Consider the following 26,246-nt stretch of genomic DNA (forward strand, 5'->3'; position numbering starts at 1 on the left):
CCCCCTAAGCGCTTCGCGCGCCCCCTCAAGGGGGCGTCACCGCGCGACCGGCAAAGCCGGATCGCCGGTGCCTGCTGGGTGGGGCACGAAAGAATTTTGAGAAAGGTTTCTCTGATGGATAAATTCACCCTGCACCAGGGCCTCGTCGCCCCCATGGATCGCGAGAACGTCGACACCGACGCCATCATCCCCAAGCAGTTCCTCAAGTCCATCAAGCGCAGCGGCTTCGGCCCTAACTTGTTCGATGAGTGGCGCTATCTGGATGCCGGCGAGCCCGGCCAGGACCCGGCCAGCCGCCGGCCCAACCCCGATTTCGTGCTCAACCAGGCGCGCTATGCCGGCGCTTCGGTGCTGTTGGCGCGTGCCAATTTCGGCTGCGGCTCCAGCCGCGAGCATGCGCCCTGGGCGCTGGAGCAGTACGGCTTTCGCGCCCTGATCGCGCCCAGCTTTGCCGACATCTTCTTCAACAACTGCTTCAAGAACGGCATCCTGCCCATCGTCTTGCCCGAGTCGCAAGTGGCGCGGCTGTTCGACGAAGTGCATGCCTTCCCGGGCTACCAGCTGAGCATCGATCTGCCGCGCCAGGTGGTGATCAAGCCGGACGGCACGGAGCTGCCCTTCGAGGTGCAGGCCTTCCGCAAGTTCTGCTTGCTGGGCGGTTTCGACGACATCGGCCTGACCCTGCGCCATGCCGACAAGATCAAGGCCTTCGAGGCCGAGCGCCTGGCCGCCAAGCCCTGGCTCAAGCACCAGTTGTCGGCCTGAGCGCCACGCGAATTTTTCCAAGGACAGATATGAAGATCGCAATCCTCCCCGGTGACGGCATTGGCACCGAAATCGTCGCCGAAGCCGTCAAGGTGCTCAAGGTCCTGGACCTGCCGCTGGAGATGGAAACCGCGCCGGTGGGCGGCGCCGCTTACGAGGCGGCCGGCCATCCCTTGCCGGACTCCACCCTGCAGCTGGCCAAGGATGCCGACGCCATCCTGTTCGGCGCCGTGGGTGACTGGAAGTACGACAAGCTGGACCGCCCCCTGCGCCCCGAGCAAGCCATCCTGGGCCTGCGCAAGCACCTGGGCCTGTTCGCCAACTTCCGTCCGGCCATCTGCTACGAGCAGCTGACGCACGCCTCGAGCCTGAAGCCCGAGCTGGTGGCTGGCCTGGACATCCTCATCATCCGTGAGCTGACCGGCGACATTTACTTCGGCCAGCCGCGCGGCCGCCGCACCGCGGTGGACGGGCATTTCCCGGGCAGCGAGGAAGCTTTCGACACCATGCGCTATTCGCGCCCGGAGATCGAGCGCATCGCCCATGTCGCCTTCCAGGCCGCGCGCAAGCGCAACAAGCGCGTCACCTCGGTGGACAAGGCCAATGTGCTGGAGACCTTCCAGTTCTGGAAAGACGTGATGATCGAAGTCGGCGCCCAGTACCCCGACGTCGAGCTCGACCATATGTACGTGGACAACGCCGCCATGCAGCTGGTCAAGGCGCCCAAGCGTTTCGACGTGGTCGTGACCGGCAATATGTTTGGCGACATCCTCTCGGACGAGGCGGCCATGCTGACCGGCTCCATCGGCATGCTGCCCTCGGCCTCCTTGGACAAGAACAACAAGGGCCTGTACGAGCCCAGCCATGGCAGCGCGCCGGACATCGCCGGCAAGGGAATCGCCAATCCTCTGGCTACAATCCTGTCCGCTGCCATGATGCTCAAGTTCTCCCTCAACCAACCCGAAGCTGCTGCTCGTATCGAAGCCGCAGTGGGCTCGGTGTTGTCCCAAGGTCTGCGTACCGCAGACATTTGGAGCGAGGGCACCCAGAAGGTGGGCACGCGCGAGATGGGTGACGCTGTAGTTGCAGCGATTACCACGACCAAAACCATGAAGGGCTAGTTCAGCTCCGGTTCGTCTCGCCCCTACACCCCCGGCGACACGAGCCGGGGGAGAAGAAGTCCAGAGGCTTTTTTCTTTTTTAGGGCGATAGAGGTAACAGCGATGACGACACTTGTTGGATTGGTAGGCTGGCGCGGCATGGTGGGTTCGGTCCTGATGGACCGGATGAGCGCAGAAAAAGACTTTGACCTGATCGAGCCGCTGTTCTTCAGCACCTCGAACGCCGGCGGCGCCGCCCCGGCCCAGGCCAAGAACGAAACCAAGCTCCAGAACGCGTTTGACATCGAGCAGCTCAAGCGCTGCGAGATCATCATCACCGCCCAGGGCGGCGACTACACCAGTGAAGTTTTCCCCAAGCTGCGCGCCGCCGGCTGGACCGGTCACTGGATCGATGCGGCCTCGACGCTGCGCATGGAATCTGACGCGGTCATCATCCTGGACCCGGTCAATCTGCCGGTCATCAAGGACGCCTTGGCCAAGGGCGGCAAGAACTGGGTCGGCGGCAACTGCACCGTGTCCTGCATGCTGATGGGTGTGGGCGCGCTCTACAAGGCCGGTCTGGTCGAGTGGATGAGCACCCAGACCTACCAAGCTGCCAGCGGCGGCGGTGCCCAGCATATGCGCGAACTGCTGACGCAGTACGGCACCTTGAACGCGTCCGTGCGTGCCTTGCTGGATGACCCCAAGAGCGCCATCCTCGAGATCGACCGCCAGGTCATTGCCACCCAGCGTTCCTTGAGCGCTGCCGAGACCGCCAGTTTCGGCGTGCCCCTGGGCGGCTCGCTGATCCCCTGGATCGACAAGGATCTGGGAATCGGCAAGAGCCGGGACGAGCCCGGCTGGGGCCAATCCAAGGAAGAGTGGAAGGGCATGGCCGAGACCAACAAGATCCTCGGCATCGGCGAGGGTTTCGGTTCCAGCGCCATTCCGGTGGACGGCTTCTGCGTGCGCGTGGGCGCCATGCGCTGCCACAGCCAGGCCCTGACTTTCAAGCTGAAGAAGGACGTGCCCCTGGCCGACATCGAAGCCATGATTGCCGCCGACAACGAGTGGGTGAAGCTGGTGCCCAACACGCGTGAAGCCACGATCAAGGACCTGACCCCGGTGGCCGTGACCGGCACCATGACGATTCCCGTCGGCCGCCTGCGCAAGCTGGCCATGGGTGCGGAGTATCTGGGCGCTTTCACCATCGGTGACCAGCTGCTCTGGGGCGCGGCCGAACCGCTGCGCCGCATGCTGCGCATCCTGCTGGACCGCTGAGGCGAGGGGCTTCGCCGAGTGGGGTGCGCAAGGCGCCCGCTCAGTGATATCCCGCATTCACGTTGCCCCCAAGCGACAAGCTGGGGCGGACGGGCGAAACTCAGCGGGGGCAAAAGTGCTTTTCAGGCATTGCCTGAGCTTGTGAGCGTATATGCTCGCCGCTATTGAGTTTTCCGGTCCGTGGACCTGGCGCGGACTTGGCGCGAGAGGATGGCATCGTGAGTGCTGTTGTGCGGAGAATCGTGATCGTCGAAACAGGCGGACACCCCTTGGTGCCCGCCTTGTTGCTTTGGGGGATGCCTTGAAACTACATAAAAGCGCCGTGGGTAGCGCACTGGGCCGCACATGGGGCCGTTTTTCTCTGACTCATGTGGCCGCCGCCATGTTGGCCGCCGCGAGCAGCGGAGCGTGGGGCCTGGGTCTGGGCAAGCTGACCGTGCAATCGGCGCTGGGCGAGACGCTCAAGGCCGAAATTGACATCACCAGCATCAGTGCCGAAGAGGCCGGCACCCTCAAAGTGCGCGTGGCGCCGCCCGAGTCCTACCGCGCCACCGGCGTCGAGTACAACGCCGTGCTCACTGGCACGCAGGTGCAGGTGGTGCGCCGTGACGGCCGCAATGTGCTGCGCGTCAGCAGTGATCGCGCCGTGCAGGAGCCGTTTGTCGATGTGATTCTGGAGCTGACCTGGGCCAGCGGCCGCTTGGTGCGCGAATACACCTTGCTGTTCGATCCGCCGGCCAATCCCAAGCCCAGCAGCGCCGCGCCCGCCGTGGCTGCAGCGCCGGTGATTTCTTCGCCGGCTTCGGAGGCCACGCCCCTGCCAGCCGCTGCCAGCCGCCCGCGCCCGCCCGTGCCAGCACCGGCGGTGGCCGAAGCGACCCGGCCGCGCGCTGAAGCACCGGCGCCTCGCCCGGCTCCGGCCCCCGTGCCTGCGCCGGCGCCACGCGCTGCAGCCGCACCGGCCGCGTCCGAGTATGTGGTCAAGCCCGGCGACAGCCTGTCGCGCATTGCAGGCAAGACCCAGCCCGCTGGCATCTCGCTGGACCAGATGCTGGTGGGTCTCTACCGCAACAACGAAGACGCCTTCATCAACGGCAATATGAACCGCCTGAAGGCCGGCAGCGTGCTGCAAGTGCCTTCGGCCGAGAGCCTGGGTTCGGTCAGCACGGCCGAGGCCCGCCAGGTGATCCGCGCCCAGAGCGCCGATTTCAATGCCTACCGCCAGCGCCTCAGCGGCGCCGCGCCGACGATCAAGCAAGACGAGAGCGATCGCCAGGCCAAGGGCCGCGTGCAGGCCGCCGTGGACGATCGCAAGCAAGCTGCCGCACCCACGCCGGACAAGCTGACCCTGAGCAAGGCCGCCGACGGCAAGACCGCGGCCGTGTCCAAGGACACCGAGAAGAAAGATTCCGCCGCCCGCGTGGCCGAGTTGACCCGCAATGTGGAAGAGCTGAAGAAGCTCTCCAGTGCGGCCAAGCCCGCTGCCACACCTGCACCTGCACCTGCACCTGCGCCGGTCGCTGCACCCGCTCCGGCCCCAGCGCCGGTGGTGGCTGCGCCCGTGCCAGCTCCGGTGGTGACGCCGCCCGCTCCAGCCCCGGCTCCGGTGGCATCGGCACCTTCGCCGGTGGCCTCCAAACCGCTGCCTAGCACGGCGGCGCCGGCGGCTTCCAAGCCTGCCAGCGCGGCCATGCCGCCGGCTCCGGCCGCCGAGGTGGCCGAGCCCAGCCTGCTCGACCATTTGCTGGACAACCCGCTGCTGCCGCTGTCGGCCCTGCTGGTGGCCGCGGCCGGTGGTTTCGGTTTCTACCGCTTCCGCAATCGCAAGGCCCAGGCCAAGTCCGACACGGGCTTCCAGGAAAGCCGTCTGCAGCCCGATTCCTTCTTCGGCGCCACCGGCGGCCAGCGCGTGGACACGCGCGATGCGGCCAACGGTGCCTCGTCGATGAATTACTCGCTGAGCCAGCTGGACGCTATCGGTGATGTCGACCCCGTGGCCGAAGCCGACGTCTACCTGGCTTACGGCCGCGATCTGCAGGCCGAGGAAATCCTCAAGGAAGCCCTGCGAGCCAATCCCGAGCGTATGGCCATCCGCCTCAAGCTGCTCGAGGTTTACGCCAAGCGCCGCGACATCAAGGGCTTCGAGCAACTGGCCATCCAGCTGTACGCCGAAACCCAGGGTCGTGGCGACGACTGGGCCAAAGCTCAGGAGCTGGGCCGTCAGATCGATCCCGAGAACCCGCTCTACCAGCCCGGTGGCGCACCGAGCCTGCCGGCCAGCGGCCGCGAAGTGCATCCCGAGCCCATGGACGCCAGCACCCTGCCACACACGGTGAATGCTGGCGGTCATCTGGCCACCGAGCCGCTGGGCCGCAACGCGCCCGACACCGGCCCGACCAGCGTGTTCGATCTGGACCTCGATCTGGATCTGGATTCGCCAGCGCCTGCGCCGTCGCCGATCTCGATGGAAGCCACGCAAGCCTTGCCTACCACCGTGGATCAGGCGCCCATGGCCATGGACTTCGACCTCTCGCCGCCGGCCACGCCGACGCAAGCGGGCGGCGCCGATCTGGAGTTCGATCTGGACGACCTGAGCGACGAGCGCCCGGCCACCGTGGCGCCGGACAGCGGCAACGGCGCCCTGGACTTCGACCTCTCGTCCATCGACCTGGACCTGCCGGCCACGCCCGCGGCTCCGGCCGCACCGATTCCCGCGCCTGAGTCGACCTCGGGTGCCGATCTGGCCGCTGAGTTCGATGCGTTGATGAACCAGGTGCCCGAGCCGGCTGCGCCGCCGGTGGTGCCGGACATCGCCGACCTGGGCCTGGACGATGGCGACCCGCTGCTGCGTCAGCTGGAACTGGCCGACGAGTTCCGCCAGATCGGTGACACGGAAGGTGCGCGCGAGGTGCTGACCGAGCTGATCTCCAAGACCAGCGGCACTCTGCGCGACAAGGCGCAAGCCATGCTCAACGAGCTGCGCTGACCGGCCCTTGTGGCATCCTGTGAGGCGCTCGGCTTGGCCGAGCGCCTTTTTCTTTGTGGAGTGAGCGATTGATGTCGGGGCAAGACGAGGCGGGGCAAGACCAGGCGGTGCAGCTGGGGTCGGTGGAAGAGGGCGCAGCTGCCGCAACAGCGCTGCAGCGCGTGGCGCTGGGCGTGTGTTATCGCGGCCAGGGCTACCACGGCTGGCAAAGCCAGAAAGACCGCCGCACGGTGCAGGACGTGCTGGAACGGGCGCTCAGCGAGTTTGCTGCTGCCGAAGTGCGCACCATCTGTGCCGGCCGCACCGACACCGGCGTGCATGGGCTCAACCAGGTGGTGCATTTCGACACGGCCGTGCGGCGCGAGGCGGCCTCCTGGGTTCGTGGGACCAATCGCTACCTGCCGGCCGATGTGGCGGTGCAGTGGTGCGTGTTCCCGCCGGCCGACTTTCATGCCCGCTTTCTCGCGCGCGGCCGGCGCTACACCTTTGTGCTGCTGGAGTCGCCGGTGCGGCCGGCGGTGGAGGCCGGCTCGGTCGGTTGGGTGTTCCGTCCGCTGAATCTGGAGGCCATGCAGGCCGCCGCGGCCTTGCTGATCGGCGAACATGATTTCAGCAGCTTCCGCTCCTCGGACTGCCAGGCGCTGTCGCCGGTGAAGACGGTGCGCGCGATCGAGATCTCGCGCCGCGGCGCCTACTGGCGCTTTGACTTCGATGCCTCGGCCTTTTTGCATCACATGGTGCGCAACATCATGGGCTGCCTGGTGGCCGTGGGCGCTGGGCACCGCGACCTGCGCTGGATGGCCGAGGTGCTGGCGGCACGTGATCGCAGCCGCGCCGCGCCGACCTTCTCGCCGGACGGGCTCTACTTCAATGGCCCGTACTACGACGCGGAGTTGGCCATCCCGACCCGCACCGCGGCCATGGATTGGCTACCCTGAGCACCATCTGACTCAGTTTTCTACGTTCCTGTTTCCGCTGAGGCGCCTGCGCATGAGCCGTACCCGAATCAAGATCTGTGGCCTGACCCGCGAGGCCGATGTGCTGGCTGCAGTGTCGGCTGGAGCCGATGCCATCGGCTTCGTGTTCTACGCCAAGAGCGCCCGCTTTGTCAGCCCGGCGCGGGCGGCCGAGTTGGCGCGCCTGCTGCCACCGTTCGTCACGCCGGTGGGCTTGTTCGTCAACGCCAGCGAGGCTGAGGTGCAGGCGGCGCTGGCGGCGCTGCCGAACATGCTGCTGCAGTTCCACGGCGATGAAAGCGCGGCGGATTGTGAGCGTTACGGTCGCCCCTATCTGCGCGCTGCGCGCATGGAGCCGGGCTTCGATTTGCTAGACTACGCCCAACAGTTTTCAACAGCACAAGCCATCCTGCTCGACGCCCACGTCGAAGGCTATGGCGGTGGTGGAAAGGTTTTCGATTGGTCACTCATTCCAAAAAACGTGCTCTCTCCAGTCGTTTTGTCTGGTGGGTTGCATGCCGGAAATGTGCTGACTGGCGTGCTTCAGGTCCGGCCCACGGCCGTTGATGTGAGCTCCGGCGTCGAACAGGCCAAGGGCCTGAAGGACGCTGCCCTGATCCAGCGGTTCTGCGCCGCCGTGCGCGAGGCCGATGCCCAAATCGATCAGCAGATCGATGCCCAAGCGGCTCGCCAGAACTGCGTCTGAAGAGAAGCACGATTCCCACCATGCAAGACTACGCACAGCCCGATGCCCAGGGGCATTTCGGCCCCATCCATGGCCAAACCTACGGCGGCAGCTTTGTTGCCGAGACCCTGGTTCACGCACTCGACGAGTTGAAAGAGGCCTACGCTCATTTCAGCAAGGACCCGGAATTCATCAAGGAGTTCAAGCGTGAGCTGGCACATTTTGTCGGCCGCCCGAGCCCGATTTATCACGCCGATCGCCTGAGCCGCGAGCTCGGTGGTGCCCAGGTCTACCTCAAGCGCGAGGACTTGAACCACACCGGCGCGCACAAAATCAACAACACCATCGGTCAAGCCCTGCTCGCCAAGCGCATGGGCAAGAAGCGCATCATTGCTGAGACCGGCGCAGGCCAGCACGGCGTGGCCACGGCCACCATCTGCGCCCGTTACGGCATGGAATGCGTGGTGTACATGGGCAGCGAGGACGTCAAGCGCCAGAGCCCCAATGTTTACCGCATGCATTTGCTGGGCGCCCGCGTGGTGCCGGTGGAGTCGGGCTCCAAGACGCTGAAAGACGCGCTCAACGAGGCCATGCGCGACTGGGTCACCAACGTTGAGTCGACCTTCTACATCATCGGCACGGTGGCCGGCCCGCATCCTTACCCGATGCTGGTGCGCGATTTCCAGCGCGTGATCGGTGACGAGTGCCTGACCCAGATGCCCGAGATGATCGGCCGCCAGCCCGATGCCGTGATCGCCTGTGTGGGCGGCGGCAGCAATGCCATGGGCATCTTCTACCCTTACATCCCGCATGCCGGCACGCGCCTGATCGGCGTGGAGGCAGCCGGGGAGGGCATGGACAGCGGCAAGCATGCGGCCACACTGAGCGCCGGCAGCCCGGGTGTGCTGCATGGCAACCGCACCTACCTGCTGCAAGACGACAACGGTCAGATCATCGAGACCCACTCGATCTCGGCCGGCTTGGACTACCCCGGCGTCGGCCCCGAGCATGCCTACCTCAAGGACATCGGCCGCGCCGAGTATGTGGGCGTGACCGATGCGGAAGCGCTGGCCGCCTTCCACCACCTGTGCCGCACCGAGGGCATCATTCCGGCGCTGGAGTCCAGCCATGCGGTGGCCCATGCCATGAAACTGGCGCCGACGATGCGGCCCGATCAGCACCTGCTGGTCAATCTGTCCGGCCGTGGCGACAAGGACATCGGCACCGTGGCCGATCTGTCCAAGGCCGAGTTCTACTGCCGGCCGTCTTGCAAGGGACAGTCGGTCAAGGGCGGCGAGCAGCCGGTCCATGTGCTGAGCTCGAAAGGAGGCCTGTGATGAGCCGCATCCAAGCCACTTTCGCCCGTTTGGCCGAACAAGGCCGCAAGGCCTTGATCCCCTTCGTCCACACCGGTGATCCTTACCCCGAAACCACGGTGCCGCTGATGCGCGCCATGGCCGAGGCCGGCGCCGATGTGATCGAGCTCGGCGTGCCGTTTTCTGACCCCATGGCCGACGGCCCGGTGATCCAGCGCGCGGCCGAGCGGGCCTTGCAAAAAGGCATCGGCTTGGCCCGTGTGTTGGCCGATGTGCGCGAGTTCCGTCAGGCCGACGATGTCACGCCGGTGGTGCTGATGGGCTACGCCAATCCGATCGAACGCTACGGCATAGCCCGTTTCGTCGACGATGCGGCGGCGGCCGGTGTCGACGGCGTGCTGGTGGTGGACTATCCGCCCGAGGAATGCGAAACCTTTGCCGCCCTGCTGCAGGCGCGCGGCCTGGACCCGATCTTCTTGTTGGCGCCCACCTCGACCGAGGCGCGCATGGCCCGCATCGGCAAGATCGCCAGCGGTTATGTCTACTACGTCTCCCTCAAGGGCGTGACCGGCGCGGGCCACCTGAACACCGCGGCTGTGGCCGAAATGATCCCGCGCATCCGCCAGCATGTCAGCGTGCCGGTGGGCGTGGGTTTCGGCATCCGCGATGCGGCCACCGCCCGGGCCGTGGCCGATGTTTCGGACGCGGTGGTGATCGGTTCTCGCCTGGCCGAGCTGCTGGAGACGCAGACACGCGATAATGTCGCTTTGACGGGTGCCCAGTTCATCCGCGAGATCCGCGCTGCGCTCGACGCGTAGCCTGACCTGAGAACCAGAACAAAGGAGTCTGCTTGTGAGTTGGCTTGAGAAACTGTTGCCGCCCAAGATGCAGCAAACCGACCCGACCGAGCGCCGCATGGTGCCGGAAGGTTTGTGGATCAAGTGCCCGTCCTGCGAGACGGTGCTCTACAAGACCGATCTGGAAAAGAACGTCAACGTCTGCCCCAAGTGCAGCCACCACCACCGCATCGGTGCCCGGGCTCGCCTGGACGCCTTCCTCGACGGCGAAGGCCGCTACGAGATCGGCCAGGAAGTGCTGCCGGTGGACGCGCTGAAGTTCAAGGACAGCAAGAAGTACCCCGATCGCCTGAAGGAGGCGCTGGAGCACACCGGCGAAACCGACGCGCTGATCGTCATGGGCGGCGCCGTGATGACGCTGCCGGTGGTGGTGGCCTGCTTCGAGTTCAATTTCATGGGCGGCTCGATGGGTTCGGTGGTCGGTGAGCGCTTTGTGCGTGGCGTGGAAACCGCCATCGAGCAAAAGACGCCGTTCATCTGCTACACCGCCACCGGCGGCGCCCGCATGCAAGAAGGCCTTCTGAGCCTGATGCAGATGGCCAAGACCAATGCGGCCCTGACCCGATTGGCCAAAGCCAAGCTGCCTTACATCAGCGTGCTGACCGACCCGACCATGGGCGGCGTGTCGGCCTCCTTTGCCTTTGTCGGTGATGTGGTGATCGCCGAGCCGAAGGCGCTGATCGGCTTTGCCGGCCCGCGCGTGATCGAGAACACCGTGCGCGAGAAGCTGCCGGCCGGCTTCCAGCGCGCCGAGTTCCTGATGGAAAAGGGCGCCGTGGACATGATCGTGGACCGCCGCGAACTGCGCGAGACCATCGCCCGCTCGCTGGCCATGCTGCAACGCCAGAGCTCGGACGCCGTGGCCTGAGCTGCCTTGGCAGCCTCTGTCTGAGCCCTCGCTCCTCACCCCACACGGCCAGGCCCACAAGGTCTGGCCGTCTTTCTTTGCTGGAAGCTTTTTCCTCGCCATGACCTCTCAGAACCTCACGCCCGTGCCTGTCACTCTGGACGACTGGCTGGCCCATTGCGAACGCCTGCATCCCAAGACCATCGACATGACCCTGGAACGGGTCACCACCTTGCGCGAGCGCCTCGGCTTGAACTTCGAGCCGCCCGTGGTGGTGGTGGCTGGCACCAATGGCAAGGGTTCGACCTGCGCCATGCTCGAGTCCATCGCCCTGCAGGCGGGCTACCGCGTGGGCCTCTACATCAAGCCCCATCTGGTTCATTTCCAGGAGCGCTGCCGGGTGGGCGGGGCGCCGGTAGAGGCCGAGAGCCTGCTGCCGCATTTCGCGGCGGTGGAGGCGGCGCGCGGCGAGATGACCCTGAGCTACTTCGAGTTCACCACCCTGGCCATCATGCGCCGTCTGGCGGCCGAGCCGCTGGATCTGGTGATTCTCGAGGTGGGGCTGGGCGGGCGCCTGGATGCCGTCAACTGCATCGACGGCGACTGCGCCGTCATCACCAGCATCGACCTGGATCACACCGAGTACCTGGGGCCGGACCGTGAGTCGGTGGGTCGCGAGAAGGCCGGCATCATGCGCGCCGGCCGCACGGTGATCGTCAGCGACCCCATGCCGCCGGACAGCCTGGCGGCACGCGCCGCCGAGATCGGCGCCGATCTGCGCCAGCTGGGCGTTGATTTCAGCTACAGCGGCGATCGCCAGCAGTGGCAATGGTCAGGCCGCGAGCGCCGCTTCAGCGGCCTGGCCTATCCGGCGCTGCGCGGCGTCAATCAGCTGCTCAATGCGGCCGGTGTGCTGGCGGTGTTCGAGGCCTTGTACGAGCGCCTGCCGATCAGCGCGCAGGCGGTGCGCACCGGCCTTGCCTTGGTGGAGTTGCCCGGGCGCTTCCAGGTCGTGGCCGGCCAGCCGGCCCTGGTGCTGGACGTGGCGCACAACCCTCATGCCGTGGCGGCCCTGGCCCAGAACCTGGACCAGATGGGCTTCTACCCGCGCACGCATGCGGTCTTCGGCGCCATGGCCGACAAAGACCTGGCCAGCATCTTTCAACGGATGGCCCCGCTGGTTGACGTCTGGCATTTCTGCAATCTGGAGCTGCCCCGCGCCGCCAGCGCCGCCGATTTGCAGGCCCAGTTCGCCGTCCTGCAGGCCGAAGGGCGCCTGAAGGCGCCGCCGCAGGTGCGGCTGCACACCCATGCGCAGCCGCTCGACGCCCTGGCGGCAGCGGCGGCCGAGGCAGACCCCGCTGATAGAATTCTGGTCTTCGGTTCCTTCTACACAGTGGGTGGCGTACTCAAGAACGGTGCCCCCCGTTTGCAGTCCCACAAACCGCCGTCAGAAGCGGTGCCGCCACCGCAATTCCCCACCGCCTGATCGGGCTGGGTCGCCAGATTCGCCGGGCGGCCGGGCGGGGTGTTCGGTGCGGCGCTGAAGCGCCGAGGCCGGACGCCTCACCCGCTCCGGTGCTTCGCTTTCCATCGTCAACGCTGTCCTCCTTCACCTCGGCGCAGGCCGGATTTCTTGCCATGGGTTTGCTGTCCTTTTTCAAGCGCGACAAGGCCGCACCGGCTGCCAAGCGGGTGTCGGATTCGGCCGATGCGGTGCAGCAGCTGCGCCTGCGCGCACGCCATCGCTTGATCGGTGCCGCGGTGCTGGTGGGTGTGGGTGTGATCGGCTTCCCGCTGGTGTTTGAGACCCAGCCGCGGCCCATCCCGGTGGACCTGCCGATCCAGATCCCCAGCAAGGACGGCGCGGCGCCTCTGGCGATTCCGCAGGCCCGGCCGGCTCAGGCGCAGCAGCCTCAGCAAAGCCTGCCGACACTGGCCTCCGAGGACGAATTCGAGGTGGCCAAGTCTTCGGCCAACACCGCCGCAGGCAGCAGCCGTGCCAGCGAGGGCAAGGCGGCTTCCAACGCGGCGCCGACCCCGCTGCCGGTTCCCGTTCCGGCCAAGGTGGCTGAAAAGGCGATCGAGAAGGCGGCAGAAAAAGTGGCCGAGAAGCCTCCGGTCAAGCCGATCGAGCGACTGGTCGACAAACCCGCCGAGAAGCTGGCTGACAAGCATACCGACAAGACCAGCAGCAAGCCGAGCACAGAGAAGCCTGCCGACAAGGCCACCGAAAAACGCAATGCCGCCGCCAACAGCAGCAACCACAGCCCCGAGGCCGCCCGCGTGCAGGCCTTGCTCGAAGGCCGCAGCGGCGGCAGCATAGCCGCTGCATCGGCCAGCAAGCCCGGCGAGGCCGCGACCGGCGCACGCCACATCTTGCAGATCGGCGCCTACGCCGACAGCAAATCGGCGCAGGAGGTTCGCATGAAGGTCGAGCGTCTGGGCCTCAAGACCTACACCCAGGCTGTGGACACGGCCGCAGGCAAGCGCATCCGTGTGCGCCTGGGCCCGTATGCCAGCCGCGAGGAGGCCGACAAGGCCGCCGCCAAGCTCAAGTCCGCCGGTTTGTCGGCCGCGGTGCTGACACTTTGATGCTGCACAAGGTCGCCTTGCTGGGGCATGCGCGGCTTGCGCGGGAGCACGGTGCACCATGAGCTGGGTGGACCTGACCCTGCTGAGCCTTTTGCTGCTGTCCGTGCTGGTTGGCCTGTGGCGGGGTTTGGTGTTCGAGTTGCTGTCTCTGGCCGGCTGGCTGGTGGCCTACCTGGCCGCGCCGCATGTGTCGCCCTGGCTGCAGGCATGGTTGCCCCAGCAGCGTCTGGGGCCGAGCTTGAGCGCGGGCTTGGGTCTGGTGCTGAGCTTTGCCCTGGTCTTGTTGCTCTGGGGCCTGGGTGCGAAACTGCTGCGGGCCTTGATCCATGCCTCGCCGTTGAGTGTGTTGGACCGCCTGGCGGGCGCCGGATTCGGCGCGCTGCGGGGGCTGTTGCTGGCCTTGTTGCTGGTGGTGCTGGTGCAGATGACGCCGGCGGCGCAGTGGCCGGCCTGGCAGGAATCGCGGCTGGCGCCGCAGCTGCATCAGGTGCTGGGCGCCTTGCGGCCGCTGCTGCCGGAGGCGGTGGTGAATCGATTGCCGGCCTGAGCCACAAGCTCGGGCCGGTGTGAGTTGGAGCGGTGCCTCGCGGCGCCGCTGGGTATTGCGTAGAAAAGTCTCATCCAGAGAAGGAAAAGCCATGTGCGGCATCGTTGGCGTCATCTCCCGTTCCCCTGTCAATCAGCTGATTTATGACGCCTTGCTGCTGCTGCAGCACCGCGGTCAGGATGCGGCGGGCATCGTCACGATGCAGGGCAACAAGTGCTTCATGCACAAGGCGCGCGGCATGGTGCGCGACGTCTTCCGCACCCGCAATATGCGTGCGCTGCCCGGCAGCATCGGCCTGGGCCAGGTGCGCTACCCGACTGCCGGCAATGCCTACAACGAGGAAGAGGCCCAGCCCTTCTACGTCAACGCGCCGTTTGGTTTGGTGCTGGTTCACAACGGCAACCTGACCAATGCGCAGGGCCTGAAGACCGAGCTGTTCGACATCGACCGCCGCCACATCAACACCGAGAGCGACTCCGAGGTGCTGCTCAATGTGCTGGCGCATGAGCTGGAGCAGGTGGCGCGCGACCTGCCGCTGAGCCCCGAGGCCGTGTTCCAGGCCGTGCGTGCCGTGCACAAGCGCATCAAGGGCAGCTATGCCGTGATCGCCCTGATCGCCGGCCATGGTTTGCTGGCGTTCCGCGACCCTTTCGGCATCCGCCCGCTGTGCTTCGGCCAGGCGGCCGATGGCGAGTTCATGGTGGCCAGCGAGAGCGTGGCGCTGGAAGGCAACGGCTTCCAACTGGTGCGCGATGTGGTGCCCGGCGAGGCCCTGTTCATCGACATGAACGGCACGCTTCACACCCAGCAATGCGCCGAGAATCCGACGCTGAACCCCTGCATGTTCGAGTTCGTCTACCTAGCCCGCCCGGATTCGGTGATGGACGGCATCTCGGTCTACCAGGCCCGCCTGAACATGGGCGAGACGCTGGCGCAGCGCCTGATCTCGACCATGCCGCCCAGCGATATCGATGTGGTGATCCCGATCCCGGAATCGAGCCGCCCCTCGGCCATGCAACTGGCCCATCGCATCGGCAAGCCCTACCGCGAAGGCTTTGTGAAGAACCGCTACGTCGGCCGCACCTTCATCATGCCGGGGCAGGGCGCGCGCAAGAAGTCGGTGCGCCAAAAGCTCAACGCCATCGGCCTGGAGTTCAAGGGCCGCAATGTTCTGCTGGTGGATGACTCCATCGTGCGCGGCACCACCTCCAAGGAAATCGTGCAGATGGCCCGCGAGGCCGGTGCGCGTAAGGTCTATCTGGCCTCGGCCGCGCCGCCGGTGCGCTTCCGCAATGTCTACGGCATCGACATGCCGACCAGCGAAGAGCTGGTGGCGCACAACCGCAGCATCGAAGAAATCCGTGCTTTCATCGGCGCCGATGCGCTGATCTACCAGGATGTGGATGCAATGAAGCGCGTGGTCGCGGCCTTGCAGCCGAATCTGCAAGGCTTTGAAGCGTCCTGCTTCGACGGCCGCTACATTACCGGCGATGTGACCGCCGAAGACTTCGCCAAGCTTGAAGCCCAGCGCCGCGCCCAGGGCGACGAAGAAGAGGGCCCGGCCCGCACCCGCCTGGCCCTGCAAAGCGGGGGCGAGGGCCAATGAGCATGAGCGAGGAAGCCCGCCGCATCGCCCGCGCCACGCTGCCCGAGGGCCTGCGCCCCGAGACCCTGGCCGTGCGCACGGCCTTGCCGCCCAGCCAGCATTGCGAAAACTCCGAAGGCCTGTTTCTGACCAGCGCCTATGTGCAGCCGGACGCAGCCACCTCGGCCCAGCGCTTTGCCGACTCGGAAGACTTCACCTACTCGCGCACCAGCAACCCGACGGTGCGCAGCCTGGAAGCGCGCCTGGCCGCCATGGAAGGCACCGAAGGCGCCATCGCCACCGCCACCGGCATGAGCGCCATCCTGCTGCTGTGCATGGGCTTGCTCAAGGCGGGCGACCATGTGCTGTGCTCGCGCTCGGTGTTCGGCACCACCATCAATCTGTTCGCCAAGGAGTTTGGCAAGTTCGGGGTCGAGACGACGTTCGTTTCGCAGACCGAGCTCGCCGAATGGCGCGCGGCCCTGCGCCCCAACACCCGGCTGCTGTTCGCCGAGACGCCGACCAACCCGCTGACCGAGGTCTGCGACATCCGCGCCCTGGCCGACATCGCCCATGGTGCCGGTGCGCTGCTGGTGGTGGACAACACCTATTCGACGCCGGCGCTGCAGCAGCCCACGCGCTTCGGCGCCGACTTGGTCATGCACTCGGCCACCAAGTACATGGACGGCCAAGGTCGGGTCATGGGCGGTGCGCTGTGTGGCCCCAACCGCCTGATCAAGGACGTGTTCGGCCCGGTCATGCGCACGGCCGGCATGGTGCTCTCGCCTTTCAACGCCTGGGTCATTTTGAAAGGGCTGGAGACCTTGAGCCTGCGCATGAAGGCCCAGAGCGAACAAGCCCTGGCCGTGGCTCGCTGGCTGGAGGCCCGGCCCGAGGTGGCACGGGTGTACTGCCCGGCTTTGCCCTCGCATCCCCAGCATGAACTGGCCATGCGTCAGCAGTCGGGGCAGGGCGGGGCGGTCCTGTCTTTCGAGCTGAAGGCCGACACGCCCGAGGCCGCGCGAGCCGCGGCCTTCCATGTGATCAACAGCACCCGGGTGCTCAGCATCGCCACCAATCTGGGCGACACCAAATCCATCATCACCCACCCAGCCACCACCTCGCATGGTCGCCTCAGCGAGGCCCAGCGCCAGGCCGCCGGCATCAGCCAGGGCTTGATCCGTCTGGCCGTCGGTCTTGAGCATGTCGACGACATCACCGATGACCTGAACCGCGGCCTCTCCACTTTGAACAGCTTATGAGCCAACACGCCAACACTCCCGTGCGCACCCGCATTGCGCCGTCGCCGACCGGTTTTCTGCACCTGGGCACGGCCCGCACTGCCCTGTATTCCTGGGCCTATGCCCGCCACTACGGTGGCAAATTCGTGCTGCGCATCGAGGACACCGATGTGGCACGTTCCACCCAGGATTCGGTGGAGCAGATCCTGGCTTCGATGAAATGGATGGGCCTGGACTACGACGAAGGCCCGATCTACCAGATGCAGCGCCTGGAGCGCTACCACGCGGTGGCCGAGCAATTGATCGGTGAAGGCAAGGCCTACCGCTGCTACTGCACGCCCGCCGAGCTGGACGAGATGCGCGAGGCCCAACGCGCCCGCGGTGAGAAAACCCGTTATGACGGCCGCTGGCGCCCGGAGCCCGGCAAGGTGCTGCCGCCCGTGCCGGCCGGTGTGACACCGGTGGTGCGTTTCAAGAATCCGATGGACGGTGACGTCACCTGGGACGACCTGGTCAAGGGCCCCATCACCATCAACAACCGCGAGATTGACGACCTGATCATCGTGCGTCCGGCCGCTGAAGACGCGCCGGCCGGCAGCCTGGGTGTGCCGACCTACAACTTCGCCGTGGTGGTGGACGACTGGGACATGCAGATCAGCCATGTGTTCCGCGGTGACGAGCATGTCAACAACACGCCCTGGCAGATCAATATCTTCCGTGCCCTCGGCGCGCCGCTGCCGGCCTTTGGCCATGTGCCGGTGATTCTGGGTGACGATGGTCAGAAGCTGTCCAAGCGCCGCGGCGCGGTCAGTGTCACGGCTTACGAAGAGGGGGGTTACCTGCCCGAGGCCATGCTGAACTACCTCTCTCGCCTGGGCTGGAGCCACGGCGATGACGAGCTGTTCAGCCGAGAGCAACTGGTGTCCTGGTTCGATGGCAGCCATCTGAACAAGAGCCCCGCGCAATGGGACCCGGCCAAGCTGGAATGGGTCAACAGCCAATACATCAAGCAGGCAGATGACAGCCGTCTGGCTGCGCTGGTGGCGGCGCATTTCGCTGCACGCGGCGTGCAGGTGGATGCCGCCAAGCTCGTGCCCATGTGCAGCCTGTTCAAGGACCGTTGTTCGACGACCGTGGCTCTGGCCGACTGGCTGGCCATGTACTTCGGCCCGGTCAGCCCCTCGGCCGAGGATCTGGCGGCGCATGTCACGGACGCGGTGAAGCCGGCCCTGGCTGCGCTGGCGGACAAGCTTGAAGCACTGCCTGAGTGGAGCAAGCCCGTCATTGCCGCCGCCATCAAGGAAACCATCGGCGCGCATGGCCTGAAGATGCCTCAGCTGGCCATGCCGGTGCGGGCATTGGTGTGCGGGCGTGTGCAAACGCCCAGCGTCGACGCGGTGCTGGAACTGTTCGAACAAGAAATTGTTGTGAAACGCTTGCGCTCCTTGTAAAAAGCGTCCTATAATCTATGTCTTGCTTGAACAGCGCGAAACTTTAGATGTCTCGCGGTGCTTTGGAAGGCGAGGCGATCCACAAGGAGCGACTCGGCAGCCTGAAGTACTGATAAGAATCGTCGGGGGTATAGCTCAGCTGGGAGAGCGCTTGCATGGCATGCAAGAGGTCAGCGGTTCGATCCCGCTTACCTCCACCAAATTCAAATTGAGTTTGTGTGGCGCGCGGTTCAGATGCAAAAGTTTTGCGATATACTGCAGAGCTTGAATATATAGAGTTAATTGCTGTATACTATGCGGCAGTTAATAAGAAGGTTTAGTCCCCTTCGTCTAGAGGCCTAGGACACCACCCTTTCACGGTGACTACAGGGGTTCGAATCCCCTAGGGGACGCCAAGTTTGACAAGGCTTGGTGGTTATTGAAAAATAACCGCAAACTTGTTTGATGTGATTTAAATTGTGTATATAATTTAAATCATCATCTGGAGTGGTAGTTCAGTTGGTTAGAATACCGGCCTGTCACGCCGGGGGTCGCGGGTTCGAGTCCCGTCCACTCCGCCAGCTTTGAGGCAAAGATTGAAATGTCTTTGTCTGCGTTGAAGAAGTCTGCTGCGGTAGATTTCAAAGGCGGCCAAGAAATTGGCCGCTGTTATTTGTGAAGTTGTTTGAGGTTTGACACGCTTGAATGGCGCGGCGACCGAGATTCGCAAGGATCTGGGGGTATAGCTCAGCTGGGAGAGCGCTTGCATGGCATGCAAGAGGTCAGCGGTTCGATCCCGCTTACCTCCACCACCAAATTTTGTTTGGAAGTGGCGCGCGATTCAGGATGTGATCAGGCTAGAAGGTTGAGTCCCCTTCGTCTAGAGGCCTAGGACACCACCCTTTCACGGTGACTACAGGGGTTCGAATCCCCTAGGGGACGCCAAGTTTGACAAGGCTTGGCAGTGTTTGAATGAGCACTGCGTAACTTGTCCGGTGCAGCGCAATATCGATTTTGATATTGTGGCTCATCTGGAGTGGTAGTTCAGTTGGTTAGAATACCGGCCTGTCACGCCGGGGGTCGCGGGTTCGAGTCCCGTCCACTCCGCCAACATATTGAGAAACCCCGCAAACGAAAGTTTGTGGGGTTTTTTTATTTGCCGCTCGATATCCGAGCCTTGGTACTGTTGGTGAAAACGGGCTATTTGATCAATACCTGCCCGACATTTCCTTGTCGTTCCGGCGGTTCAGTCGCGAAATCTCCATTGGAGATCAAACCATCAGCGATGGCGCATCGTCTGTGAGGTATTCAGCTGCATTAATGCAAGGGTTCCATACTGAGCTTGGCAAGGTTCTTGCGCGTTCAGGCGGCGCCTCTTTTGGGTCTGGTGCAGATTGCTTTGCTCCAGCCACACACCTCGTGATCGGACGAATGTTTGATCAAGCGTCCGTCCGTTCAGGACCAATGTGAATAAACAAAAGAGCCTCCATTGGAGGCTCTTTTGTTTGTGCTGGGTCTTCCGCGACATGAGGCGGCCAGCGATTCAGACGCGTCGTTGGCTGTCTATCGACGGGCGGAGCAAGTAGGCCCGACCCGGGCAAGGGCTGCACATCGTGCGGTCGGGGGATCAACTGAACATCTGATTGCGGATCAGGCCCACCGCCAGCCCCTCGATGGCAAAGCTGTCGTCATCGGCGGCCACTTGAATCGGTTCGAAATCGCTGTTCTCGGGCAGCAACTCAATGCCACTGCGGCCGCGCTTGAATCGCTTGACGGTCACTTCGTCGCCGATTCGGGCCACCACGATCTGGCCGTTCTTGGCGTCCGAGGCTTTCTGCACGGCCAAAAGATCGCCATCTATGATGCCGATGTCTTTCATGCTCATGCCTTTCACTTTGAGCAAAAAGTCGGGCTTCTTGGCGAACATGCTGGCCTCGACGGCATAGTTTTGCTCGATGTGCTCCTGCGCCAGGATGGGGTGGCCGGCGGCCACGCGCCCTATCAGCGGGAGATTCAGCTGGGCCAGGCTGGCCAAAGGGAAATCGAGTTGCTGCCGATCGCTGCCGCGGGGCGCGGCGCGGCCGCGCGCATATCCAGCTTGAAACTCGCGCGCCTCTTGTGACTCTCGGGCATCGCGTGCGGAGTTGAGCGCTCTCAATGTGTCAGACTTCAGGCGGATGCCGCGCGAGGTGCCGCCGACCAGTTCGATCGCTCCTTTGCGAGCCAGGGCTTGCAAATGCTCTTCGGCGGCGTTGGCAGAACGAAAACCGAGTTCGGCGGCGATTTCGGCCCGGGTGGGTGGAGCGCCGGTGCGTTCGATGGCGGCTCGCACCAGATCGAGAATCTGCTGTTGGCGCGCGGTGAGTTTCGGGCTGTCTTCCACGGTGGTCGTCCTCTGCTTGGGGCCCTGGGGCTTGATTGCCTGAATATTTATCCAGTGACTGTATTTTCATCCAGGAATTTCAAAATTGCAAAGCAAGCAAGAAACAATTGCCGTGAATGCGCCGGTGTCTGAAGCGAAATCGGGGCTGGTCGTGATTCTCGGAACCGGCGGCACCATCGCCGGTACGGCGGCCGATGCCTCGGACAATGTCGGTTATCAGGCCGCGCAGCTCGGCGTGGCGCAGCTGATTGCGGCGATCCCGCCGCTCGCCCACCGTGCGCTGGAGGCCGAACAAGTTGCGCAGCTGGACAGCAAGGACATGGATTTCGCGACCTGGCGTTTGCTGGCGGAGCGGGTCGCGGCGCATCTGGCGCGGCCAGAAGTGGCCGGCGTGGTGATCACCCACGGTACGGATACCTTGGAAGAGACCGCCTATTTCCTGCAGCGCGTCCTGGCACCCGGCAAGCCCGTGGTGATCACCGCGGCCATGCGGCCTGCGACCGCCCTGCAGACCGATGGCCCGCAGAACCTGCTGGATGCAGTCACCCTCGCTGCGGAAGGTAGGGTGCCGGGTGTTTTGGTGATGTTTGCTGGCAGCATCCATTCCGCCGAACAGGTGCGCAAGGTGCACAGTTACCGGGTCGATGCCTTCGCGTCGGCCGACGGCGCGCGTCTGGGGGCGATGGAGGAGGGGGGGGTGCGTTGGTTCGCCGCGGGCCCGCAGCGCGGTGCGCAGCCGGTGGTGGGCCTTGCCCACTTGCCCCAAGGCGACCTGAGCTGGCCGCGGGTGCAGATCGTGCTCAACCATGTCGGCGCCGATGGCTCGGTGGTTCGAGCCTTGTTGGCGCAGGGTGTGGATGGGCTGGTGGTGGCCGGTACCGGCAATGGCAGCCTGTCGCAAGCTCTGGAAGCAGCGCTGCGCGAAGCACAGCAGCAAGGCGTGCGCGTGCTGCGCAGCACGCGCTGCGATGCCGGGCCGGTCACTGCTTCGGCCGAGGCCTTGCCCAGCGCGGGAGCGCTGAGCCCGGTGAAGGCGCGAATCGAGCTGCTTCTGGACTTGCTTTCAAGCCCCGTGCTGCGCTGATTCGCGCCTCTGGCCTTGCTCGGTCGACTCAGGCCAGGTTCAGCGTGACGTCGATATTGCCGCGGGTGGCGTTCGAGTAGGGGCAGACCTGATGGGCGGCGTCCACCAGGTCTTGGGCCACGCTGCGCTCCACGCCGGGCACCGAGATGTTCAGGGCCACCTGGATGCCGAAGCCGGCCGGGATGGGGCCGATGCCCACATCGGCGGTGATGGACACTTCGGCCGGCAGGGCGACCTTCTTCATCATGGCGACATGCTTGAGGGCGCCGATGAAGCAGGCCGAATAGCCGGCTGCGAACAGCTGTTCGGGGTTGGTGCCCGGGCCGCCGGCGCCACCCAGTTCCTTGGGTGTCGAGAGTTGCACGTTCAGCGCGCCGTCCGAGCTGGACGAGCTGCCTTGGCGGCCGCCGGTGGAGGTGGCGCGGGCGGTGTAGAGGACTTTGTCGAGTGCCATGGTGATGTACTTCCTATCAATCAAGGGTGGTGGGTGAAAGTTCGGCGTCCGCCAGTTGCTGTCGCAGCTCGTGCAGGCGTCGGGTCAGGGAACTCAGTTCTTCCAAAGAGCAAGCGGCCGCACAGGCGAGCTGCGGTGGAATCTTTTGGGCTTGCACCTTCAGGTCTAGGCCCTTGGGCGTGAGCAGGATGTCGACACGCCGCTCATCTTGCGCGGCGCGCTGCCGTTTCACAAAACCCGACGTTTCCATGCGTTTGAGCAGGGGCGTGAGCGTTCCGGAGTCGAGCGACAGTCGTTGCCCCAGGGTGGAAACGCTGATGCCGTCCTGCTCCCAAAGCACCAACATCACCAGGTACTGCGGGTAGGTCAGGCTCAAGGGCTCCAGCAAGGGCTTGTACAGCTTGGTCATGGCCAGAGAGCTGGCGTAGAGCGCGAAGCACAGCTGCTGGTCCAGACGCAGCCAGTCCTCGTTTGCGGCGGCGGCCGGGGCAAGCTGTGGCATGTCAGGCGGGGGACGTTGGGATGGGCGTGGCATGGGTGATAATGTAGTCCTCAATTTAATTGCACACAATTTATGTGGTTAAATGTGGTTGAGGGTCTTGGTGCCAAGCGGGGTCGATGCGGCAGCGCAGGGCCAAGCAGACCCGGTGTCCTGAAAGCGAGCACAAGATGGTTCTGAGCGTGGTGGCGAATGGTTTGGTGGCCTTGGTGGCCGCCTTGCACCTGTATTTTTTGGTGCTGGAGATGTTCTTCTGGACCAAGCCTTTGGGTCGGCGCGTGTTTCGCCTGACGCCGGAGTTTGCCGAGGCCAGCAAGACCTTGGCGGCCAATCAGGGCCTGTACAACGGCTTTCTGAGTGCCGGCCTGGTGTGGGGCCTGCTGCAGGGCGCGGCCGGTGTGCCGACGCAACTGTTCTTCTTGGGCTGCGTGGTGGTGGCCGGCGTGTTCGGCGCCGCCACGGTGGGCAAAAAGATTCTGTTCGTGCAGGCGCTGCCGGCGGCGCTGGCTGCAGCCCTGGTCTTGCTGGCCTGAGCGTCTCAAACCCAGCGCCGGAAAAGAAAAGGGCCCGAGTTACCTCGGGCCCTGCTCATCGGCTCATGAGCTCATGGCTTTATGGGTTCATGGTCTTCTGGGTGCAAATCAGGCGGCCGCGTGAATCGCGTCGACCTCGGCGCTGAGCTCCAGCCAGCGCAGCTCGGCGCTTTCCAGCTCGTCGTGGATGGCCTTGAGGCGCTTGCCAGCTTCAACGATCTGAGCCGGTGTCGCCTTGCCCTCCGCCAGTTGGGCCTCCAGGGCCGTGCGTTCATCGGCCAGCTTGTTGAGCTTGGCGTCGATGGCGTCCATCTCCTTGCGCAGCGGGCGGGTTTGGTCGGCGAGCTTTTGGCGGGCCTGGCCGCTGAGTTTGCGGTCCTCGCGCGCGGCCGGGGCCGGGGCTGGAGCAGGTGCGGCTGCCGCAACTGGAGCCGGGGTGGTTGCCGCCGCCGTGCTGCCTGACTTGCCGGCTTTGGCCAGGCCCTTGGCGGCATCCTTGGCGGCCTTGGCGGCTTCCTTGGACTGGTCCAGCAGCCAGCGCTGGTAATCGTCCAGGTCACCGTCGAAGGGGGACACCACGCCCTTGCTGACCAGCCAGAACTCGTCGCAGACCTCGCGCAGCAGGGCGCGATCGTGGCTGACCAGCATCACCGTGCCCTCGAACTCATTGAGCGCAATCGACAGCGCCTCGCGGGTGTTCAGGTCCAAGTGGTTGGTGGGCTCGTCCATCAGCAGCAGATTGGGGCGCTGCCACACCAGCATGGCCAGCACCAGGCGGGCCTTCTCGCCCCCCGAGAGGCTGCCCACCTGCTGGTTGACCATGTCACCGACAAAGCGGAACTGGCCCAGGAAATCGCGCAGCTCCTGCTCGCGCGCCTGCGGGCTCACCTCTTTGGCCAGGCGGACCATGTGCGAGAGCGGGCCTTCCTCGGGCCGCAGCACGTCCATTTCCTGCTGGGCAAAGTAGCCGATGGTCAGGCCCTTGCCCTCGGTGATCTTGCCGCCCATGGCGCGCTGCATGCGGGCCACCGTTTTCACCACAGTGGATTTGCCCTGGCCGTTGGCGCCCAGGATGCCGATGCGCTGGCCGGCCAGCACCGAGCGGTCGATGCCGCGCACGATGATGTTCTCGACGCCGTCGACCTCATAACCGCAAGCCACGTCGTCAAACATCAGCATGGGGTTGGGCAGGCTGACGGGCTCGCGGAACTCGAAATTGAAGTCCGCCGAGGCCAGCACCGGTGCCAGTTTCTCCATGCGCTCCAGGGCCTTGACCCGGCTCTGCGCCTGCTTGGCCTTGCTGGCCTTGGCCTTGAAACGATCGATGAACTTCTGCAGGTGCGCAATGCGCTCTTGCTGCTTGCCAAAGGCGGCTTGCTGCTGCTCCATGCGCTCGGCGCGCATGGCCTCGAAGGCCGTGTAGTTGCCGCCGTAGCGGTGCAGCTTGGCTTCGTCCAGGTGCAGGGTGACTTTGGTGATGGCGTCCAGGAACTCGCGGTCATGGCTGATCACGATCAGGGTGCCGTCGTAGCGCTGCAGCCAGGCTTCCAGCCAGACCAGGGCGTCCAGGTCCAAGTGGTTGGTCGGTTCGTCCAGCAGCATCAGCTCGGCCGGGCACATCAGGGCGCGGGCCAGCTGCAAGCGCATGCGCCAGCCGCCGGAGAAGCTGTTCACCGGCGCATCGACCTGCTCGCCCTTGAAGCCCAGGCCCATCAGCAAGGCCTGCGCGCGCGGTTTCGCGTCGAAGGCGCCGGCGTCCATCAGCAGGGCATGGGCGTCGGCCATGGCATGGCCGTCCTCGGCCGCTTCCGCATCGGCCAGGGCCTGGCGCGCGGCCATCAGGCGCACATCGCCTTCGAGCACAAACTCGGTGGCCGGCATGTCGGTTTCCGGCATGTTCTGAGCCACTTCGCCCACGGCCCATTGGCGGGGGATGTCCACCTCGCCCTTGTCGCTTTGCAAGCGGTCGGTCAACAGGGCAAAAAGGCTGGACTTGCCGGCGCCGTTGCGGCCCACCAGGCCGACTTTTTCGCCCGGTTGCAGGACGACGCTGGCGTCGTCGAGCACGACCTTGGTGCCGCGTCGCAGCGTGATATTGCGCAGGGTGATCATGGCGTGGGGCGACCTTCCGGGTTCTTGTTCTTGTGGGCGTTCATCATGTTCAGGGATTCTTCGGTGATCAGCAGCACCTGGTCGGCCCCCGAGGAGGTGTCCATCCAGGCCACTTCCAGCTCGGGGAAGGCGGCTTCAAAAAACGGGCGCTCATTGCCGATCTCCAGCAAGAGCACGCCGCGCGGTTTGAGCACGGCAGGTGCCTCGGCCAGCAGGCGGCGGATGAAATCCATGCCGTCATCGCCGCCGGCCAGGGCCAGCTCGGGCTCGGCGCGGTACTCAGCCGGCAGGCGGGACACGGTCTCGCTGTTGACATAGGGCGGGTTGCACAGAATCAGGTCGTAGCGGCGGCCGGCCGCCAGGGCCGGCGCCAGACCATCGCCCTGCATCAACCGGATGCGCGACTGCAGGCCATGCTTGTCGACATTGATGCGTGCCACTTCCAGGGCTTCGGCGCTCAGGTCCAGGCCGTCCACCTGCACCTCGGGCCAGGCCATGGCGGCCAGCACGGCCAGCGAGCCATTGCCGGTGCACAGGTCCAGCACCTCGGTGGTCTGGTCGGAGAGCCAGGCATCGATGCTGGCATCGGCGATCAGCTCGGCGATGAAGCTGCGCGGCACGATGGCGCGCTCGTCCACGTAAAACGGCACGCCCTGCAACCAGGCTTCGCGAGTCAGGTAGGCGGCGGGCTTGCGCGTCGCAATGCGTTGCTCGACCAGCTCGGCGATGCGCGCTTGCTGGGCGTCGCTCAGCGTCAGGGCCTCGTGCTCGTCCAGCTGGTCCAGCGGCAGCCCCAGGGCCCAGAGCGCCAGCCAGGCGGCCTCGTCAAAGGCGACAGCCGTGCCATGGCCAAACGAAACGCCCGCCTCGGAAAGGCGGGCGGCTTGGGCCTCGATGCAGTTCAATAAATTCATGGGGGCTCGGTGAAGGGCAGGGCGTGATTGTCGCCGATGGCGCGCGCCCCCTCGCCAACCCGTTACCGCAAACCCG

General features: G+C 65.0%; 22 protein-coding genes and 6 tRNA genes. 23 read left to right on the forward strand and 5 right to left on the reverse strand.

Annotated features, from left to right (window positions below; translation table 11 throughout):
* Nucleotides 1-114: 114 nt before the first annotated feature.
* The 21 genes from leuD (at nt 115) to AC1Q6P_RS17375 (ending at nt 19,301) form a co-directional block, all read left to right on the forward strand.
* Nucleotides 115-765, forward strand: a complete 651-nt coding sequence (gene leuD / locus AC1Q6P_RS17275; RefSeq protein ID WP_492665279.1) for a 3-isopropylmalate dehydratase small subunit — start codon at nt 115-117, stop codon at nt 763-765.
* 29 nt (nt 766-794) lie between these two features.
* Complete coding sequence (gene leuB / locus AC1Q6P_RS17280; protein WP_171828741.1) at nt 795-1,886, forward strand: 3-isopropylmalate dehydrogenase; 1,092 nt, start codon at nt 795-797, stop codon at nt 1,884-1,886.
* 102 nt (nt 1,887-1,988) lie between these two features.
* Nucleotides 1,989-3,146, forward strand: a complete 1,158-nt coding sequence (asd, locus tag AC1Q6P_RS17285) for an aspartate-semialdehyde dehydrogenase (RefSeq protein WP_492665278.1) — start codon at nt 1,989-1,991, stop codon at nt 3,144-3,146.
* Nucleotides 3,147-3,528: 382 nt separating this feature from the next.
* A complete protein-coding gene (locus AC1Q6P_RS17290) occupies nt 3,529-6,132 on the forward strand; it encodes a FimV/HubP family polar landmark protein (protein ID WP_492665277.1) in 2,604 nt (867 codons plus the stop codon).
* A gap of 152 nt (nt 6,133-6,284) precedes the next feature.
* Entirely contained in the window at nt 6,285-7,070 is a 786-nt protein-coding gene (gene truA / locus AC1Q6P_RS17295) for a tRNA pseudouridine(38-40) synthase TruA (RefSeq protein WP_223696900.1), read from the forward strand.
* A 52-nt stretch (nt 7,071-7,122) separates the two neighbouring features.
* On the forward strand, nt 7,123-7,794 hold the full coding sequence (locus AC1Q6P_RS17300) for a phosphoribosylanthranilate isomerase (protein WP_492665276.1): 672 nt from the start codon (nt 7,123-7,125) through the stop codon (nt 7,792-7,794).
* 20 nt (nt 7,795-7,814) lie between these two features.
* Nucleotides 7,815-9,110: a tryptophan synthase subunit beta gene (gene trpB, locus AC1Q6P_RS17305; RefSeq protein ID WP_492665275.1), complete on the forward strand. Its 1,296-nt coding sequence runs from the start codon at nt 7,815-7,817 to the stop codon at nt 9,108-9,110.
* The gene (trpA, locus tag AC1Q6P_RS17310; protein ID WP_492665274.1) at nt 9,110-9,907 is read left to right on the forward strand and encodes a tryptophan synthase subunit alpha; all 798 of its coding nucleotides are present in this window, start codon (nt 9,110-9,112) and stop codon (nt 9,905-9,907) included. Before trpB ends, trpA begins: the two co-directional genes overlap by 1 nt.
* A 34-nt stretch (nt 9,908-9,941) precedes the next feature.
* Nucleotides 9,942-10,814 carry an acetyl-CoA carboxylase, carboxyltransferase subunit beta gene (gene accD / locus AC1Q6P_RS17315; RefSeq protein WP_102766892.1) on the forward strand — a complete coding sequence of 291 codons (873 nt, stop codon included), beginning with the start codon at nt 9,942-9,944 and terminating at the stop codon, nt 10,812-10,814.
* 100 nt (nt 10,815-10,914) lie between these two features.
* On the forward strand, nt 10,915-12,282 hold the full coding sequence (gene folC, locus AC1Q6P_RS17320) for a bifunctional tetrahydrofolate synthase/dihydrofolate synthase (protein WP_492665273.1): 1,368 nt from the start codon (nt 10,915-10,917) through the stop codon (nt 12,280-12,282).
* 152 nt (nt 12,283-12,434) lie between these two features.
* Nucleotides 12,435-13,388 carry an SPOR domain-containing protein gene (locus AC1Q6P_RS17325; protein WP_492665272.1) on the forward strand — a complete coding sequence of 318 codons (954 nt, stop codon included), beginning with the start codon at nt 12,435-12,437 and terminating at the stop codon, nt 13,386-13,388.
* Nucleotides 13,389-13,446: 58 nt separating this feature from the next.
* Entirely contained in the window at nt 13,447-13,935 is a 489-nt protein-coding gene (locus tag AC1Q6P_RS17330; RefSeq protein WP_492665271.1) for a CvpA family protein, read from the forward strand.
* A 91-nt stretch (nt 13,936-14,026) separates the two neighbouring features.
* Entirely contained in the window at nt 14,027-15,541 is a 1,515-nt protein-coding gene (gene purF / locus AC1Q6P_RS17335) for an amidophosphoribosyltransferase (RefSeq protein ID WP_492665270.1), read from the forward strand.
* Between the two features lie 2 nt (nt 15,542-15,543).
* Entirely contained in the window at nt 15,544-16,782 is a 1,239-nt protein-coding gene (locus AC1Q6P_RS17340) for an O-succinylhomoserine sulfhydrylase (RefSeq protein WP_102766887.1), read from the forward strand.
* Entirely contained in the window at nt 16,779-18,212 is a 1,434-nt protein-coding gene (gltX, locus tag AC1Q6P_RS17345) for a glutamate--tRNA ligase (protein ID WP_492665269.1), read from the forward strand. Before AC1Q6P_RS17340 ends, gltX begins: the two co-directional genes overlap by 4 nt.
* 124 nt (nt 18,213-18,336) lie before the next feature.
* Nucleotides 18,337-18,412 (forward strand) — tRNA-Ala (locus AC1Q6P_RS17350).
* A gap of 119 nt (nt 18,413-18,531) precedes the next feature.
* Nucleotides 18,532-18,607 (forward strand) — tRNA-Glu (locus tag AC1Q6P_RS17355).
* Nucleotides 18,608-18,695: 88 nt separating this feature from the next.
* Nucleotides 18,696-18,772, forward strand: a tRNA-Asp gene (locus AC1Q6P_RS17360).
* Between the two features lie 155 nt (nt 18,773-18,927).
* A tRNA-Ala gene (locus AC1Q6P_RS17365) sits at nt 18,928-19,003 on the forward strand.
* A gap of 57 nt (nt 19,004-19,060) precedes the next feature.
* A tRNA-Glu gene (locus AC1Q6P_RS17370) sits at nt 19,061-19,136 on the forward strand.
* Between the two features lie 88 nt (nt 19,137-19,224).
* Nucleotides 19,225-19,301, forward strand: a tRNA-Asp gene (locus AC1Q6P_RS17375).
* 517 nt (nt 19,302-19,818) lie between these two features.
* Here AC1Q6P_RS17375 and lexA read toward each other — a convergent pair.
* Complete coding sequence (gene lexA / locus AC1Q6P_RS17380; protein ID WP_492665268.1) at nt 19,819-20,574, reverse strand: transcriptional repressor LexA; 756 nt, start codon at nt 20,572-20,574, stop codon at nt 19,819-19,821.
* A gap of 112 nt (nt 20,575-20,686) precedes the next feature.
* Here lexA and AC1Q6P_RS17385 point away from each other — a divergent pair, with 112 nt between their 5' ends.
* On the forward strand, nt 20,687-21,658 hold the full coding sequence (locus AC1Q6P_RS17385; RefSeq protein WP_492665267.1) for an asparaginase: 972 nt from the start codon (nt 20,687-20,689) through the stop codon (nt 21,656-21,658).
* 28 nt (nt 21,659-21,686) lie between these two features.
* On the opposite strand, the gene AC1Q6P_RS17390 is transcribed toward AC1Q6P_RS17385, so the two are convergent.
* A complete protein-coding gene (locus AC1Q6P_RS17390) occupies nt 21,687-22,112 on the reverse strand; it encodes an organic hydroperoxide resistance protein (RefSeq protein ID WP_492665266.1) in 426 nt (141 codons plus the stop codon).
* A gap of 16 nt (nt 22,113-22,128) precedes the next feature.
* Entirely contained in the window at nt 22,129-22,614 is a 486-nt protein-coding gene (locus tag AC1Q6P_RS17395; RefSeq protein WP_492665265.1) for a MarR family winged helix-turn-helix transcriptional regulator, read from the reverse strand.
* Nucleotides 22,615-22,781: 167 nt separating this feature from the next.
* On the opposite strand from AC1Q6P_RS17395, the gene AC1Q6P_RS17400 reads away from it, so the two are divergent.
* A complete protein-coding gene (locus AC1Q6P_RS17400; RefSeq protein WP_223696890.1) occupies nt 22,782-23,144 on the forward strand; it encodes a DUF1304 domain-containing protein in 363 nt (120 codons plus the stop codon).
* A gap of 108 nt (nt 23,145-23,252) precedes the next feature.
* Here the strand turns inward: AC1Q6P_RS17400 and AC1Q6P_RS17405 are convergent, their stop codons facing one another.
* Together AC1Q6P_RS17405 and prmB are read right to left on the reverse strand one after the other, a co-directional pair.
* On the reverse strand, nt 23,253-25,256 hold the full coding sequence (locus tag AC1Q6P_RS17405) for an ABC-F family ATP-binding cassette domain-containing protein (protein ID WP_492665264.1): 2,004 nt from the start codon (nt 25,254-25,256) through the stop codon (nt 23,253-23,255).
* Nucleotides 25,253-26,170 (reverse strand): 50S ribosomal protein L3 N(5)-glutamine methyltransferase, encoded by a 918-nt coding sequence (prmB, locus tag AC1Q6P_RS17410; RefSeq protein ID WP_492665263.1) that lies wholly within the window; start codon nt 26,168-26,170, stop codon nt 25,253-25,255. The genes AC1Q6P_RS17405 and prmB overlap by 4 nt, the downstream gene beginning before the upstream one ends.
* Nucleotides 26,171-26,246 lie beyond the last annotated feature (76 nt).

The organism is Roseateles sp. GW835-FHT13E02 (assembly GCF_058794035.1).

What these genes read in the sequence shown, in the direction of transcription:
- purF (WP_492665270.1), top strand. Translation starts at nt 14,027, where the DNA reads ATGTGCGGCATCGTTGGCGTCATCTCCCGTTCCCCTGTCAATCAGCTG.
- AC1Q6P_RS17390 (WP_492665266.1), bottom strand. Translation starts at nt 22,112, where the DNA reads ATGGCACTCGACAAAGTCCTCTACACCGCCCGCGCCACCTCCACCGGC.
- AC1Q6P_RS17300 (WP_492665276.1), top strand. Translation starts at nt 7,123, where the DNA reads ATGAGCCGTACCCGAATCAAGATCTGTGGCCTGACCCGCGAGGCCGAT.
- prmB (WP_492665263.1), bottom strand. Translation starts at nt 26,170, where the DNA reads ATGAATTTATTGAACTGCATCGAGGCCCAAGCCGCCCGCCTTTCCGAG.
- leuD (WP_492665279.1), top strand. Translation starts at nt 115, where the DNA reads ATGGATAAATTCACCCTGCACCAGGGCCTCGTCGCCCCCATGGATCGC.
- gltX (WP_492665269.1), top strand. Translation starts at nt 16,779, where the DNA reads ATGAGCCAACACGCCAACACTCCCGTGCGCACCCGCATTGCGCCGTCG.
- AC1Q6P_RS17330 (WP_492665271.1), top strand. Translation starts at nt 13,447, where the DNA reads ATGAGCTGGGTGGACCTGACCCTGCTGAGCCTTTTGCTGCTGTCCGTG.
- folC (WP_492665273.1), top strand. Translation starts at nt 10,915, where the DNA reads ATGACCTCTCAGAACCTCACGCCCGTGCCTGTCACTCTGGACGACTGG.
- AC1Q6P_RS17400 (WP_223696890.1), top strand. Translation starts at nt 22,782, where the DNA reads ATGGTTCTGAGCGTGGTGGCGAATGGTTTGGTGGCCTTGGTGGCCGCC.
- trpB (WP_492665275.1), top strand. Translation starts at nt 7,815, where the DNA reads ATGCAAGACTACGCACAGCCCGATGCCCAGGGGCATTTCGGCCCCATC.
- AC1Q6P_RS17395 (WP_492665265.1), bottom strand. Translation starts at nt 22,614, where the DNA reads ATGCCACAGCTTGCCCCGGCCGCCGCCGCAAACGAGGACTGGCTGCGT.
- trpA (WP_492665274.1), top strand. Translation starts at nt 9,110, where the DNA reads ATGAGCCGCATCCAAGCCACTTTCGCCCGTTTGGCCGAACAAGGCCGC.
- AC1Q6P_RS17340 (WP_102766887.1), top strand. Translation starts at nt 15,544, where the DNA reads ATGAGCGAGGAAGCCCGCCGCATCGCCCGCGCCACGCTGCCCGAGGGC.
- AC1Q6P_RS17405 (WP_492665264.1), bottom strand. Translation starts at nt 25,256, where the DNA reads ATGATCACCCTGCGCAATATCACGCTGCGACGCGGCACCAAGGTCGTG.
- AC1Q6P_RS17325 (WP_492665272.1), top strand. Translation starts at nt 12,435, where the DNA reads ATGGGTTTGCTGTCCTTTTTCAAGCGCGACAAGGCCGCACCGGCTGCC.
- leuB (WP_171828741.1), top strand. Translation starts at nt 795, where the DNA reads ATGAAGATCGCAATCCTCCCCGGTGACGGCATTGGCACCGAAATCGTC.
- asd (WP_492665278.1), top strand. Translation starts at nt 1,989, where the DNA reads ATGACGACACTTGTTGGATTGGTAGGCTGGCGCGGCATGGTGGGTTCG.
- AC1Q6P_RS17290 (WP_492665277.1), top strand. Translation starts at nt 3,529, where the DNA reads ATGTTGGCCGCCGCGAGCAGCGGAGCGTGGGGCCTGGGTCTGGGCAAG.